Origin of the sequence: Falsiroseomonas oryziterrae, assembly GCF_021864505.1 — a bacterium.
Lineage (GTDB): Bacteria > Pseudomonadota > Alphaproteobacteria > Acetobacterales > Acetobacteraceae > Falsiroseomonas > Falsiroseomonas oryziterrae.
Genome location: NZ_JAKJIB010000078.1, coordinates 1 through 13,627, shown reverse-complemented (window position 1 = coordinate 13,627; position 13,627 = coordinate 1). Strand labels below are relative to the sequence as shown.

Below are 13,627 nucleotides of genomic sequence, written 5' to 3'. Positions count from 1 at the left end.
CTGAGCGGCGCACGCTGGTGGCTCTGGCCCGTCGCGCTGCTGCTGGCCGCGGCCGCCGTCCCGCTCGCACGCGGCCGCGCGCAGGGCACGCTGCTGGTCGGGGCCGGAGCCGGCATCCTCGCCTGGACCTTCGTGATGGGCGAGGCGATCGGGCTGCGCGGCCTCGACTGGGAGTGGCTGGCGCCGCTGCTGGGCGACCCACCGCCGCAACCTGCGCTGGGCTGGGGCGCCTTCCTGGTGCTGACCGGCGCGACCGGGCTGCTCTCCGCCGGCCTCGCGGCGCGCGGCGCCTTCCGTGCCGACGCCTTCATCGCCTTCCTCGTCACCGGCAGTGCGCTGCTGCTGTTCCTCTTCGTCTTCGCGCCGCTCGCCACCATCCTGCTGGCCGCGGTCTATGAGGGCGACCGCTTCGCACCCGAGGCGCTGGCCGAGCGGCTGACGGCGCCGGAGGCCTGGAGCCTCGCCTGCATCGCGACGCACCAGGGCTGCGGCGTGGTGTGGAACACGCTGCTGCTGGCGACGCTGACCGGCGTCATCTCGACCGCCATCGGCCTCTTCTTCGCGCTGCTGGCGGTGCGCGGCGGCGTGCGCGCGGCGCCGCTGTTCCGCGCCATGACGATCCTGCCGCTGATCACGCCGCCCTTCGTCGTGGCGATGGCGCTGATCGTGCTGTTCGGCCGCACCGGCATCGTCACCGTCTTCCTGTGGGAGTGGTTCGACATCCCGCGCAGCCGCTGGATCTACGGCCTGCCGGGCGTGCTGCTGGCGCAGGTGCTGGCGCAGGCGCCGATCGCCTTCCTGCTGCTGGACGGCGCGCTGCGCGCCATCTCGCCGAGCCTCGAGGAGGCGTCGGCGACGATGGGCGCGCGGCGCTTCACCATCTTCCGCACCGTCACCTGGCCGCTGCTGAAGCCGGCGCTGGCCGCGGCCTTCCTGCTCGGCTTCGTCGAATCGCTGTCGGATTTCGGCAACCCGCTGGTGCTCGGCGGCGACTTCGACGTGCTGTCCACGCGCATCTTCTTCGCCATCGCCGGCGCGCGGCACGATCCGGGCCGCGCCGCGGCGCTGGCAATCCTGCTGCTCGCGCTCACCTTCGGCGCCTTCGCGCTGCAGGCCTGGTGGCTCGGCAAGCGGCGCTACACCACGGTGACGGGCAAGGGCGATTCCGGCGTGCCGGCGCCGTTGCCGCGCGGGCTGAAGATCGGCGCCTCGCTCGTCGTCTGGCCCTGGATGGCCTTCACCGCGATCGTCTACGGCATCATCCTGGTCGGCGCCTTCGTCCGCGACATCGGTCGCGGCGACATGACCTTCACCTGGCGGCACATCATCACCGCCTTCGAGCTGGAATGGCACGACGGGCTCGCACTTCGCGGCGCCGCCTGGGACAGCCTGCTGACCACCATCCAGGTCGCCGCCGTCGCCGCGCCGATCACGGCGGCGCTCGGCATCCTGCTTGCCTGGCTGATCGCGCGGCAGGATTTCCGCGGGCGGCGGCTGCTCGAATTCGTCACCATGCTGTCCTTCGCCATCCCGGGCACGGTGGTCGGCGTCGCCTACGTCATGTCCTTCAACGTGCCACCGATCGAGCTAACCGGAACGGCGCTGATCCTCATCCTCTGCTTCGTCTTCCGGAACCTGCCGGTCGGGGTGCGCGGCGGCATCGCCGCGCTGGCGCAGATCGACAAGTCGCTCGACGAGGCCTCCGCGACCATGGGTGCCGGCGCCTTCGACACACTGCGCCGCGTCGTGATGCCGCTGCTGCGGCCGGCCATCGTCACGGCGCTGGCCTTCAGCTTCGTGCATGCGATGACGGCGATCTCCGCGGTGATCTTCCTCGTCTCCGCCCAGCACAACCTGGCCACCGTCTACATCGTCGGCCGCGTGGAGGCCGGCGAGATCGCGCTCGCCATCGCCTATTCCACGGTGCTCATCTTCATCATGCTGGCCGTCGTGCTGGCGATCGAGAAGCTGGTCGGCCGCGCGCAGATCGGCCGCCGCGCCTCGTCCGAGACACCGGTCGCGCGCAACGCCCCGGCCGCGGTGCCGGTCAGAGCGGGAGCCTGAATGTCCGACAGCGCCATCGTCTTCGACCGGGTCACCAAGGCCTTCGGCACCGTCCGCGCCGTGGACGAGGTGAGCTTCGACCTGCCGCAAGGTGCGCTCGTCACGCTGCTCGGTCCGTCGGGCTGCGGCAAGACCACCACGCTACGCCTCGTCGCCGGGCTTGAACTGCCGACCGAGGGCTCCATCACCATCGAGGGGCGGGACGTCACGCGGCTCGCCGCGGCGGAGCGCCGCATCGCGATGGTGTTCCAGTCCTACGCGCTCTTCCCGCACATGAACGTGCTGGAGAACGTCGCCTACGGCCTCGTCGTGGCCGGCGCGCGCAAGGCTGCGGCCGAGGCCGATGCGCTGGCCATGCTGAAGACCCTCGGGCTGGAAGGCCTCGGCCACCGCCTGCCCTCCGAGCTTTCGGGTGGCCAGCAGCAGCGCGTCGCCGTCGCCCGCGCGCTCGTGCTGCGGCCGAAGGTGCTGCTGTTCGACGAGCCGCTGTCCAACCTCGATGCGCGGCTGCGCCGCCGCGTGCGGGAGGACATCCGCGACCTGCAGAGGCGCCTCGGCCTCTCGGTCGTCTACGTCACCCACGACCAGCAGGAAGCACTGGCCGTCTCCGACCTGGTCTGCGTGATGCGCGCCGGGAAGATCGCGCAGATGGGTACGCCGAACGAACTCTACGAGGATCCGGCCGACGCCTTCATCGCCGACTTCATGGGCGAGGCGAATGTGCTGCAGGGCGAGGTGCTGGGCCCCGGCCAGGTCGCGCTGGGCGGCGTCGCGCTGGCCACCCAGATGCGCGACCACCCGGTCGGCCCCGCGCAACTCGCGGTGCGGCCGGAATCGGTGACGCTCGCTGCGGCCGGCAACGGGCTGCCCGGCCGCATCCAGCGCGCCGCCTTCCTCGGCCAGACGCGCGAATACGAGATCGAGACGGCCGCCGGCATGCTCTTCGTCGTCACCCCGGCTGCAGCGCCCGCCTTCGCGCCCGGCGAGGCGGTGGCGTGCCGGCTGGAACGGGTCATCCCGCTGCGGGCGTGACCTCGGCCCGACGATCGCGGGGGCGCGGTCGCACCGGGCGGCCGGCAATTACGTCCGCGGCGACTTCGGCTATACTGCGCACGCCGGGGAGCCACGTGGCGGCGGCCGCGTGGGCCTGACCCTCGGGGGCGATCACGCGATCCGTGCGCAGGCGGCCTCGGGCGGCAAAGAGCCTCCCTCGCTGCGCCGCGCTTCCCCGGTCAGTTGAGCGCCATCCAGGCGCCCAGGTCCCCGCAATCCGGTTGCGGGTGACATGCAACGCGCGCCGGGTGCGGCGCGCTTTGGCTGCAACGCAACAACCATCGGCCCGTCTTGCGGGCCACAGGCGGGACAGCCATGGCACAGACGAAGACCGGCCCGACGGCCCAGGATCCGGCCGAGGCCGCGCGCATCGAGGAGGAGGTGACGTATCTGGCGAAGCGCCATCGCATCTCCCCCGCGATCGTGCGCGAGATCATCCGGCGCATCGGCTCGGCGGAGCGCAGCGCGGTGGAGCGCGAGATCCGCAAGGGCATGGCGCGGCGGTGACGCCGGTCCGCGTCAACCGCGCGCCCGTGCTGACGCTCTGGGCCGCGGTTGTCGCGGAGCGGCTCGGCCACCCGCCCGAGACGGCGCTGAGCCTTGCCAGCGCCGTCGCAGGCACCGCGGCGCGCGCAAAGGCCAGGCGGCTCGGCATCGCGGAGGATGACGCCGCGCGGAGCGGCGCGCCGGTGCCGCCGCGCAGCAGCGTGGAGCTGCTGGGCCACGCGGTGCCGGTGCTGACGGCTGCCGATGGGTCGCTGCGCGCAGCGGATGGCGAAGGCCGACCCAGCCCGCACGAACCTGCCCTACGCTACGTCGAGCGCGCCTTCGGCAAGCGGCTCGAGGAGGTGCATGCGGCGATGCGCGCGCTGGCGCAGTCATTGCCGCCCGAGGAGCTGAACCGCCTCGGCTTCCGGCTCTACGAGGCCTTCCGGCCGGAGGTGCGCGAGGGTGTCTCCGGCTGGGGTGCCAAGGGCGAGCTGCGGATCGAGCGGATCCGCGACGCCGCCGGAGCGCGGTAGGCGCGGATCAGGCGCCGAGCACGGAGGGGTGGAACAGTTCCTCCGGCGCGACGGCACGCGCGGCGAGGCCATCTTCCTGCGCGTACCGGCACATCGCGGCCAGCTCGTCGCGGTTGCGCGCGAAGCCATAGGGCCAGGGATCGCCGCCCATCAGCGCCGTCTGGCGCTCGACCTCGGACGCGATCCAGGGCAGCGAGACGCGCAGCACATTGACCATCGCAAGCTCCGCCAGCGCCATCGCCTTGGCCTCGGCGAAGGCGCGGATCAGCGCGGCGGGCAGGCCGGGATGCGCGTCGGCCACGTCGCGGCGGATCGCGACGCAATGCATGATCGGGAAGAAGCCGGTGGCGCGGAAATACGCCTCCTCCGCCGCGCGCGTGTCGGGGAAGAGGCGCGCGACAGGCGCCGTGCGGTTCAGGAAGCAGGCGGGCGCGCGCGGGCCGATGAAGGCGTCGATGCGGCCTTCCGCCAGCATCGCCTCCAGCGTGTCGCCCGGCGCCACTGGGCGCAGCGTGAAGCCGTCCGGCAGCGTGATGGCGGTGCGCTCGCCGCCCGAGATCCAGGTGATGCCGCGCGTATCGACGCCGTGTTGCTCGCGCAGCATCCCGCGCGCCCAGAGCGCCGCGGTCTGCTGGTATTCCGGCACGCCAACGGTGCGGCCCGCCAGGTCCTCCGGTCGCGCGATGCCGCGGTCGGTTCGGATGTAGATCGCGCCGTGGCGGAAGCTGCGCGAGGGATAGGCGGGGATGCCGACATACCGGCTGTCGCCGCGCGCCACCGAGAGGATGTGGCTCGACATCGAGAGCTCGGTGATCGCGTGCCGCGCCTCCTGCATCGCGATGCGGAACAGTTCCTCCGGCTCGCCGGCCAGCGGCGCGATGTCGAAGCCTTCGACCTTCACCCGCCCGTCATGGATGGGGCGCGTGCGGTCGGAGAGGGTGGTGGCCAGCGTCAGCATCACATCGCTCGGGAAAGGTTGTCGGGCGTGAAGGGCCAGTGGCGCACGCGGACGCCGAGCGCATCGGCGATGGCATTGGCGATGGCGGCGATGGTCGGGCCGAGGCTGCATTCGCCGGCGCCGAGCGGCGGCGCCTCCGGCCGGCTGACCATGGTGACCTCGACTTGCGGCACCTCGCTGAAGCGCAGGATCGGGTAGCGCTCCCACGCATCCGACGTGACCGTGCGCGTGTCGTGGCGCACGGCTTCCATCAGGCACATCGACGTCGCCTGGATCGCGCCGCCTTCCACCTGGTTGGCGATGCCGTCGGGGTTGATCGCCTCGCCCACGTCGCAGGCGAGCCAGAGACGGCGGCAGAAGATGCGCTCCGCCGCCTCGATCTCCGCCACCGCCGCGCAATAGGCGCCGGTGCCCTTGTAGCGCGAGACGGCGAGGCCGAAGCCGCGTCCCTCCTGCTTCTCGCGCGTCGCCCAGCCGGCCATGCGCGCGGCTTCGGACAGCACGTCGCGCGCCCGCGCGTCGTCCAGGTGGCGCAGGCGATGCGCCAGCGGATCTTCGGCCGCCAGCGTCGCGATCTCGTCCATCACGCTCTCGATCGCCCAGACATTCACCAGCGCGCCGAGGCCGCGCAGCGCGCTGGCGCGCACCGGCATCTCCAGCAGGCGATGCGCGCGGACATCCAGCGCCGGCACGCGATAGGGCGGCACCGCGTTGCGTTGGATGCCGCCGCCGCCCGCGGCCGGCGGGTTGATGGAGAGCGGCACCGGAAAAGGCTCGGCGAGCATCGAGGCGGCGAGCAGCGTCGGGTCCTTGCCGCGGCCGGGCCGGCCGGAATGGCCGTTCGACCAGCCCTGCTGCGACCAGCGCTGCAGCGTGCCGCCCGCATCGGCCTCCGCCTCCACCTCCACCAGCATCGCGGGCGAGAAGGGCGACCAGCCGAGCTCCTCGGCCCGGCTCCAGAGTATGCGCACGGGATGGCCGGGATTGGCACGCGCCACCAGCGCGGCGTCCAGCGCGACGTCGTCGGCGCCGTTGTGGCCGTAGCAGCCCGCGCCTTCCATGTGGCGCACGACGATAGCCTCGGCCGGCAGGCGCAGCGCCTTCGTCAGGTCGGCGCGCAGGTTGAAGATGCCCTGGCTGTGGGTCCAGATCTCCATCGTCGCGCCATCCCAGCGCGCGACGGCGCAGGAGGTGCCGATCGAGGCATGCGCCAGGAAGGGCCGGTAGAAGCTCGCCTTGATGCGATGCGCGGGCGCCGGCGTCTCGGCCTCGCGCGACGCGACCTCGATGGGTTCGCTCGGCGCGCTGCGCAGCCAGGATTCGAGCGCCGCGTCGTCGGGCAGCGTGTCGCGCTCATCCCAGCCCGCGCGGCGTGCGACGCGCTCCGCAGCCTGCTCCGCGTGGTGTTCCTGCGCGGCGACGACGGCGAGGAAGCTGCCGTCGCGATGCACGCGCGCATCGCCAGGCAGCGGGCCGTCGCGCAGCTCGCCCAGCACGGCGCCGCGCGAGGGCGGGCGCACCACGCGCGCATGCAGCATCCCGGGCAGCCGGAGATCGTGCACGTAGCGCGCGGCGCCGAAGACCTTGTCAGGCAGGTCGAGCCGCGGCGCGGAACGGCCGACGACCTGGCGATCCGCCGCCGGCTTCGGCGTCGCCTCGGGCGAGGCTTCCGTCGCCAGCAGCTCCGCCTCCGCCATCGCCCAATAGGAGCCGAGCACGCGGCCATCGGGCGCCAAGAAGTCACCATCGCGCACCGCGATATCCTCGGCCGGCACGCCGGTCCGCTGTGCGACGACACTGACGAAGATGCGGCGCGCATCGGCGCAGGCGTGGCGCAGCGCCATGCCGCTCTCCTGCACGCTGAGCGAGCCGGAGGTCACCGCCTCGTCGGGGCTTTCGGGCGTCGCCGCCGCCTGCACGCGGATGCGGGCGAGCGCGACGTCCAGCTCCTCCGCGCTGATCTGCGCGAGCGCCGTCAGGATGCCCTGGCCGAGTTCCACCTTTCCGGGGCGGATGGTGACGCGGCCGTCAGCGTGGAAGGTCAGCCAGCGGTCGAGCCGGCGGTTGACGTGCAGGCTGCCGGGCAGCCTGGGCTTGCCGTCCTCGGGGATGCCCTTGAAGGCGAGGTTCATGCCGCGACGCCTTCTTCCGCCGCGCGCAGCACAGCGCGGATGATGCGGTTGTGCGCGCCGCAGCGGCACAGATGCGGGTCGAGGGCCTCTCTCACCTGTGCTTCGCTCGGCCGTGGCACGCGGTGCAGCAGCGCGGCGGCTGCCATCAGGATGCCGGAGAGGCAGAAGCCGCATTGCCCCGCCTGCAGCTCGAGGAAGGCGCGCTGCAGCGGGTGCGGCGCCTCCGGCGTGCCGAGCCCCTCCACCGTCTCCACGCGCCTGCCCGTGGCGGCCGCGGCGGGCAGCGTACAGGCGAAGACCGGCGCGCCGTCGAGCAGCACGACGCAGGCGCCGCATTGCTCCGCGCCGCAGCCGAAGCGCGGCCCCGACAGGCCGAGCGGCCCGCGCAACGCCGCGAGCAGCGTCGCGTCCTCCTCGATCTCAGGCGCGACCGCGGCGCCGTTCAATTCGAACCGAACCATCGGATGAACCTATCGAAGCGGGGTGGCCCCCCGGTGCCCTGCCGAGGCTTCGCCTCGGCAGGATGAGCCGTCGCCGCTGGATCAGCGCCCATCGGGGCCCCGGCGGCGTTGCGAAGCAACGTCGTGGGGAGCTTAGGTGGGCGTCATCCGCGCCATGCGGACGTATTCCGCCTGGCGCGTGATGTCCTGGCGCAGGAAGGCGTCGAAGTCGGCGATCGACATGCTCATCGGCTGCGCGCCGGCACGCGCCTGCGCCTCGCGCGTCGCCGGTAGCGCCATGATGCGGTTGATCTCGGCGTTCAGACGCTCGCGGATCGGCAGCGGCGTCTGCGCCGGCGCCATCAGGCCCAGCCAGATCGAGGCCTCATAGCCCTGCAGCGTCTCCGCCACCGTCGGCAGTTCCGGCATCAGCGGGCTGCGCTGCGGGCCGGTGGTGGCAAGGCCGCGCACACGACCGCCGACGATCTGCTCCCGCATGGTCGGGATGGCGTCGAACATGATCGGCACCTGGCCGCTGATCAGCGCCGTGCGCGCTTCGTTGGAGCCGCGGAAGGGCACGTGGGTCGCCTGGACGCCCGCCATGGCGAGGAACACCTCGCCGGCGACGTGATACGGCGTGCCGGGGCCGCTGCTGGCGTAGTCGTAGCGCCCGGGATTGGCCCGCAGCAGCGCGATCAGCTCCGGCAGCGTCTGCGCCGGGATGGACGGATGCACCGCCAGCACGTGATGCGCGATGTTGATCGAGGCGACCGGCGCCAGGTCCTGCATCAGGCGGTACGGACGGTTCGGGAGCAGCGTCTCGTTCGCCGTGTGCGTGTTGGACATCAGCAGCAGCGTGTAGCCATCGGGTGCGGACTTCGCGACGAAGTCGGTCCCGATCACCGCACCGGCGCCGGGCCGGTTCTCCACCACGAAGGGCTGGCCGAAGGCGCCCTGCAGCGGCTCCGCCAGGAAGCGCGCAGCGACGTCGGCCGAGCCGCCGAGGCCGAAGGGGACGACGATGCGGACCGGACGGTTCGGCCAGGCGGGCGCCTGTGCCTGCGCCACGGCGGGCAGCGCCAGCGTCGCGGCGAGAACGGTGCGGCGGCGGATCATGCTCGTCTCTCCCCATTGTGGTTGGGCGGGACAATCGGCCAGATGCTGGAACGCGGCAACCCTAGGCGCCCGGCCGCGTAACGGGGCCTGATACACGGCGGCGCCGTGGCGAGGAGGCAGGGATGGGCGAGACGAAGGGACCGGGCATGTCCCCGGCCGGCACGCCACCGGGCCCGGCGCACTCGACGGAGGGCGAGCGCTTCCACGCGATCCGGGCACTGGCGCGCGGCTGGTGGCTGTTCGTGTTGCGCGGCGTGCTCAGCATCCTGTTCGGCGTGCTGGTGTTCGTGTTTCCGGGTGCCGGGCTCGCCTTCATCCTGGCCTTCCTGGCGGCCTGGGCGCTGTTCGACGGCGCGGCATCGCTGGTGCACGCGCTGCGCGGCGGGCCGGATCCCAAAGGGCGGAACCGGTCGCGGACATGGCTCGCGATCGATGGCGTGCTCTCGGTTCTGCTCGGAATCTTCGTGCTGGTGGCGCCCGGCGTGTCCGCCTTCGCGCTGGTTCTTGTGGTCGGCGCCTGGGCGATCGCCGTTGGCGTGACCCGCATCGTGCTCGCCTGGCGCACCGGCAATGCGCTCCTTGGCCTTCTCGGCGTGCTGCCCGTCCTGCTCGGCATCTGGCTGGTGTTGGCGCCGGGGCCAGGGTTGTTGGCGGTGATCTGGATCATCGGCATCGAGGCCGTGGCGATCGGGATCCTCTTCGTCGCGCTCGGCCTCAGGCTCCGGCGGGTCGCCAACGACCCGCATGCGGCGGATGTGATGCCGGCGCAGGCCTGAGGCGGAGAGGCCTCAGGTCGCGACCTCGACCAGCACGGGGACGTGGTCGGACGCCTTCGCCCAGTCGCGGGCGTCCTTCAGCACCGCGTGCGACCGCAGCCCGCCGGCGAGGTCGGGCGAGACCCACACATGGTCCAGCCGCCGCCCGCGATCCGACGCACGCCAATCCGCCGCGCGATAGCTCCACCAAGTGTAGAGCTTCTGGTCCTCCGGCACGAAGTGGCGCAGCGCGTCGTACCATTGCCCGGCGCGCTGCATCGCGGTCAGCGCCTCGGTCTCCACCGGCGTGTGGGAGACGACGTCGAGCAGCTGCTTGTGCGACCAGACATCGTGCTCGAGCGGCGCGATGTTGAGGTCGCCGACCAGCACCGCGCGCCGGAAGCCGCCGGCGGCGTGACGCCGCGCCGACCACGCCGTCGCCTCGGCCACGAAGTCGAGCTTGTGCGCGAACTTGGGGTTGGCGTCGCGGTCCGGCACGTCGCCGCCGGCAGGGATGTAGAAATCGTGCAGCTCCAGCGCGCCGCCCGGCGCGTCGAGCTCCACCGCGATATGCCGGCAGTCGCCCTTGCCGCACCAGTCGGGATCCTGCCCGTCGCGCGTCGCGAAGGGCAGCTTCGAGAGGATGGCGACGCCGTTGTAGCCCTTCATCCCGCGGATCGCGCGATGCCCGAAGCCGAGCGCGGCCGCGCCCTCATGCGGGAAGTGCTCGTCCGGGCACTTCGTCTCCTGCAGGCAGACCACGTCGGGCTCGAGCGCCGCGACGAGGTCCTGCAGCAGCGGCAGGCGCAGCCGGACGGAGTTGATGTTCCAGGTGACGACGCGCAGCGGGCGCCGGCCGGCCACGACGGCCGGCGCAGCCGCGCGTGCTTTCGTCGTGGCGGGCGCGGCTTTCGCCGCGCCCTTCGACGTCTGCGCCTTGGTCAAACGATCTTCGTCCGGACCTCGCCGACGCCCTCGACGAAGCCCTCGAGCAGATCGCCCTTCACCACCGCCGCCACGCCTTCCGGCGTGCCGGTCATGATGAGGTCGCCCGGCTCGAGCCGCACGAGGCCGGAGAGGTTCGCGATCACCTCCGGCACCGACCAGATCAGCTTGGACAGGTCGGAGACCTGCTTCACCACGCCGTTCACCTTCAGCTCGATCTTGCCCTTCGAGCCGTCATAGGACCCGTCGTGCTTCACCAGCAGGCCCATCGGCGCGGAGTGGTCGAAGCCCTTGCCCATGTCCCAGGGACGGCCGGTCTTCTTCGCCTCGTTCTGCAGGTCGCGCCGCGTCATGTCCAAGCCCGCGCACCAGCCCCAGACATGCTTCAGCGCGTCGCCGATCGCGATGTCCGCGCCGCCGGTGCCGATCGCGACCACCAGCTCCATCTCGTGGTGCAGGTTCTTGGTCTGCGACGGGTACGGCATGTCGGCGCCGTCGATGACGACGCTGTCGGCGGGCTTCGCGAAGTAGAAGGGCGGCTCGCGCGTGGGGTCCGACCCCATCTCGATCGCGTGCTCGGCGTAGTTGCGGCCGACACAGAAGATGCGGCGCACCGGGAACTTCCCGCCGCCCTTCACCGGCAGGTACGGGACCGCGGGCGGCGCGATGACGAAATCGGACATAAGCGGAGGTTCCCCCTTGGCAGCCTTGGCCTGCCAGCGGTCATAGAGGCTGGGCGGCAGGTGGCAAGATCGCGAAAGGGGCTTTCCGAATCGGATCAGCTCTGCAAAGAAAATGCGCCCGGTCAGGGGGGTGACCGGGCGCTACTGGTCTTTGTTCCGTACGGAATGGTCGGGCGAACCGGCAGGGGAACCGGATCGCACGCCGGCTTAATTCGGCCGGCCTGTGGACAATAGCGCGTCCACAGCCCGCCATGCAAAACCCGAATGCAGGACAGGGCCACGAAAACGCCCGGGAAGCGCCCCGTTCGCGTGCAGTTGAAGCGCCACGCGCAGCGGTTGCAGCGCCGGCGTCAGGCCGCGGCGAGTCGCGGCATTCCGCTCGCGGGACGATCGCCCGCCGCCCAGGCCGCGGCCGCCGCGCCGAAGGCCTCGAACAGCGCACGGCTCAGCGCGTCCTCTTCCCAATCATATTCGGGATGCCACTGCACCCCGACCACGAAGCCGGGCGCGTCGGGCACCCGCACCGCCTCGATCGTGCCGTCCGGCGCCCAGGCCTCCGCCACCAGGCGCGGCGCGAGCCGCTTGATCCCCTGGTTGTGCAGCGAGTTCACCGCCACGCCCTCCGGCCGCCAGGGCAGCCCCGCGCCGTCCCAGATGCGGGCCAGCATCCCGTCCACGGCGACCCGCACCGCATGCGCCTTGCCGATGCGCAGCTTCGGCAGCCGCTGGTCGGATGGGGTGGAATGGTCCAGCCGCCCCGGCAGGTCCTGGATCCGCTGGTCGAGCGACCCGCCGAGGGCGACGTTCAATTCCTGGAAGCCGCGGCAGATCGCCAGCACCGGCAGCCCGGCCGCGATGGCGGCGCGGATCAGCGGCAGGGTGGTGGCGTCGCGCTGCGGGTCCTCGGGCGTCCCCTCCGCATGCGCCGGGCCTTCGTAATGGTCCGGATGCACGTTCGACCGGCTGCCGGTCAGGATCAGCCCGTCGAGTCGCGGCAGGATTTCCGGCACCAGCGCCTCGCCCGCGGCCGGCAGCAGCACCGGCACACCGCCGACCGGGCCGAGCGTGCACCGGACATAGCTGTCGGAGGCGGCGTGGTTCGGCGTGGCGAACAGCCCGAATGGCTTGTTGCAGCAGGAGATGCCGATCAGGGCCCGCATGCTGGCCAATCTCATGCGATGATGTGGCAGGATCAAGACAGTGTTTCGCGCGCAGCACGGCGCCTCGCGCATATCTGGACGCGGCGTGGCGCTGGCGCATCGGGCGCAACCCAAGCAGGATCGGGGCAGCGTCGAGGAGGGACGGAATGATCGGACGTCGCAGTATGCTGGGCGCGCTTGGGGGCGCATCCCTCCTCGGCTCCGCCCCGGCGGCCCGGGCCCAGGGGACGGCTTGGCCCGACCGGCCGATTCGCTGGATCGTCGGCTACCCGCCCGGCGGGGCTTCCGACACCTTCGCCCGGCTGATCGCCGGCCAGATGGCGCCGCGGCTCGGCCAGAACGTGGTGGTGGAGAACCGGCCCGGCGGCGGCGCCGTCGTGGCGTCGGAGACGGTCGCCCGCAGCCCCGCCGACGGCTACACCTGGATGCATGTCGACAACGGCATCCTGACCTACAACCCGGCGCTCTACGCCCGCCTGCCCTACGACCCGGACCGCGACTTCACCGGCGTCGGCTTCATCGGGCTCTTCCCGCTCTATGTCGTGGTGCGGCCGGACGCGCCCTGGGCCGATTTCGCCGCGCTCCTCGCAGCCTCGCGCAACCGGGCGCCGACCTACGGCACCCCCGCCGTCGCCTCGCCGCACCACCTGGCGATGGAACTGCTCAAGCGCCGGAGCGGGCTGGCGGCGGAGCACGTGCCCTACCGCGGCGGGCCGGCGGCGATGACCGACCTGCTGGCCGGCAACGTGGACGTGGTGGTGATCGACACCGCGACCGGCACGCCCTTCATCCGCGACAACCGCGTCCGCACCCTGGTCGCGCTGACGGACAACCGCACCCGCCTCGCGCCCGCGGTCCCGACCGCGCGCGAACTGGGCCACGATGCGGTCGCCTATGGCTGGCAGGGCATGAGCGTGCCGGCCGGCACGCCGGCGCCGATCGTCGCCCGCCTGTCAGAGGAGATGATGCGGGCCATGCAGTCGGAGGCGATCGCGCCCCGGCTGCGCGACCTCGACATCGAGTACCGCCCGCAATCGCCCGCCGAGTTCAACGCCTTCGTCGGCCGCGAGAACGCGCTCTGGCGGCCGCTGATCCGCGAGCTCGGGATCCGTCTCGACAGCTGATTGGTTCCCCACGACGGCGCCTGCGGCGCCGTCGTGGGGGCCCCGTGTGGGCGTCGTTCCTGGGCGGCGTGGCTCCTCCTGCCGCGGCGAAGCCGCGGCAGGGTGCCGGGGGGGGCAGCCAGCGATGAGCGCACGGCCCGTCGTGCGGCAGCGCAGGCTGTAGTCGGGGGGCCAC

The 13,627-nt window shown here is 72.2% G+C and carries 13 protein-coding genes; 6 read left to right on the top strand and 7 right to left on the bottom strand.

Annotated features, from left to right (window positions below):
• From L2I40_RS09005 to L2I40_RS08990, 4 genes are all read left to right on the top strand, one after another.
• Positions 1-2,064: ABC transporter permease (locus L2I40_RS09005; RefSeq protein ID WP_237214567.1), on the top strand; the 2,064-nt coding region annotated here is incomplete at its 5' end.
• The gene (locus L2I40_RS09000) at positions 2,065-3,096 is read left to right on the top strand and encodes an ABC transporter ATP-binding protein (protein WP_237214566.1); all 1,032 of its coding nucleotides are present in this window, start codon (positions 2,065-2,067) and stop codon (positions 3,094-3,096) included.
• Positions 3,097-3,432: 336 nt separating this feature from the next.
• Positions 3,433-3,624 carry a hypothetical protein gene (locus tag L2I40_RS08995; protein WP_237214565.1) on the top strand — a complete coding sequence of 64 codons (192 nt, stop codon included), beginning with the start codon at positions 3,433-3,435 and terminating at the stop codon, positions 3,622-3,624.
• Positions 3,621-4,139: a hypothetical protein gene (locus L2I40_RS08990; RefSeq protein ID WP_237214564.1), complete on the top strand. Its 519-nt coding sequence runs from the start codon at positions 3,621-3,623 to the stop codon at positions 4,137-4,139. Before L2I40_RS08995 ends, L2I40_RS08990 begins: the two co-directional genes overlap by 4 nt.
• Positions 4,140-4,146: 7 nt before the next feature.
• Here L2I40_RS08990 and L2I40_RS08985 read toward each other — a convergent pair whose 3' ends face one another.
• The 4 genes from L2I40_RS08985 to L2I40_RS08970 all read right to left on the bottom strand — a co-directional run bounded on the left by L2I40_RS08985 (position 4,147) and on the right by L2I40_RS08970 (position 8,785).
• Complete coding sequence (locus L2I40_RS08985) at positions 4,147-5,097, bottom strand: substrate-binding domain-containing protein (RefSeq protein ID WP_237214563.1); 951 nt, start codon at positions 5,095-5,097, stop codon at positions 4,147-4,149.
• On the bottom strand, positions 5,097-7,229 hold the full coding sequence (locus L2I40_RS08980) for a xanthine dehydrogenase family protein molybdopterin-binding subunit (RefSeq protein WP_237214562.1): 2,133 nt from the start codon (positions 7,227-7,229) through the stop codon (positions 5,097-5,099). Before L2I40_RS08980 ends, L2I40_RS08985 begins: the two co-directional genes overlap by 1 nt.
• Entirely contained in the window at positions 7,226-7,690 is a 465-nt protein-coding gene (locus tag L2I40_RS08975; RefSeq protein WP_237214561.1) for a (2Fe-2S)-binding protein, read from the bottom strand. Before L2I40_RS08975 ends, L2I40_RS08980 begins: the two co-directional genes overlap by 4 nt.
• A 132-nt stretch (positions 7,691-7,822) precedes the next feature.
• Positions 7,823-8,785: a tripartite tricarboxylate transporter substrate binding protein gene (locus tag L2I40_RS08970; RefSeq protein WP_237214560.1), complete on the bottom strand. Its 963-nt coding sequence runs from the start codon at positions 8,783-8,785 to the stop codon at positions 7,823-7,825.
• A gap of 122 nt (positions 8,786-8,907) precedes the next feature.
• Between L2I40_RS08970 and L2I40_RS08965 the strand changes: the two genes are divergently transcribed.
• Positions 8,908-9,561, top strand: coding sequence for an HdeD family acid-resistance protein (locus tag L2I40_RS08965; RefSeq protein ID WP_237214559.1), 654 nt, complete (start codon positions 8,908-8,910; stop codon positions 9,559-9,561).
• A gap of 12 nt (positions 9,562-9,573) precedes the next feature.
• On the opposite strand, the gene L2I40_RS08960 is transcribed toward L2I40_RS08965, so the two are convergent.
• From L2I40_RS08960 to L2I40_RS08950, 3 genes are all read right to left on the bottom strand, one after another.
• Positions 9,574-10,386 carry an exodeoxyribonuclease III gene (locus L2I40_RS08960; protein WP_237214568.1) on the bottom strand — a complete coding sequence of 271 codons (813 nt, stop codon included), beginning with the start codon at positions 10,384-10,386 and terminating at the stop codon, positions 9,574-9,576.
• 95 nt (positions 10,387-10,481) lie between these two features.
• On the bottom strand, positions 10,482-11,168 hold the full coding sequence (locus L2I40_RS08955) for a fumarylacetoacetate hydrolase family protein (protein WP_237214558.1): 687 nt from the start codon (positions 11,166-11,168) through the stop codon (positions 10,482-10,484).
• Positions 11,169-11,518: 350 nt separating this feature from the next.
• On the bottom strand, positions 11,519-12,328 hold the full coding sequence (locus tag L2I40_RS08950) for a gamma-glutamyl-gamma-aminobutyrate hydrolase family protein (RefSeq protein ID WP_237214557.1): 810 nt from the start codon (positions 12,326-12,328) through the stop codon (positions 11,519-11,521).
• A 146-nt stretch (positions 12,329-12,474) separates the two neighbouring features.
• Between L2I40_RS08950 and L2I40_RS08945 the strand changes: the two genes are divergently transcribed.
• On the top strand, positions 12,475-13,452 hold the full coding sequence (locus L2I40_RS08945; protein WP_237214556.1) for a Bug family tripartite tricarboxylate transporter substrate binding protein: 978 nt from the start codon (positions 12,475-12,477) through the stop codon (positions 13,450-13,452).
• Positions 13,453-13,627: the final 175 nt, after the last annotated feature.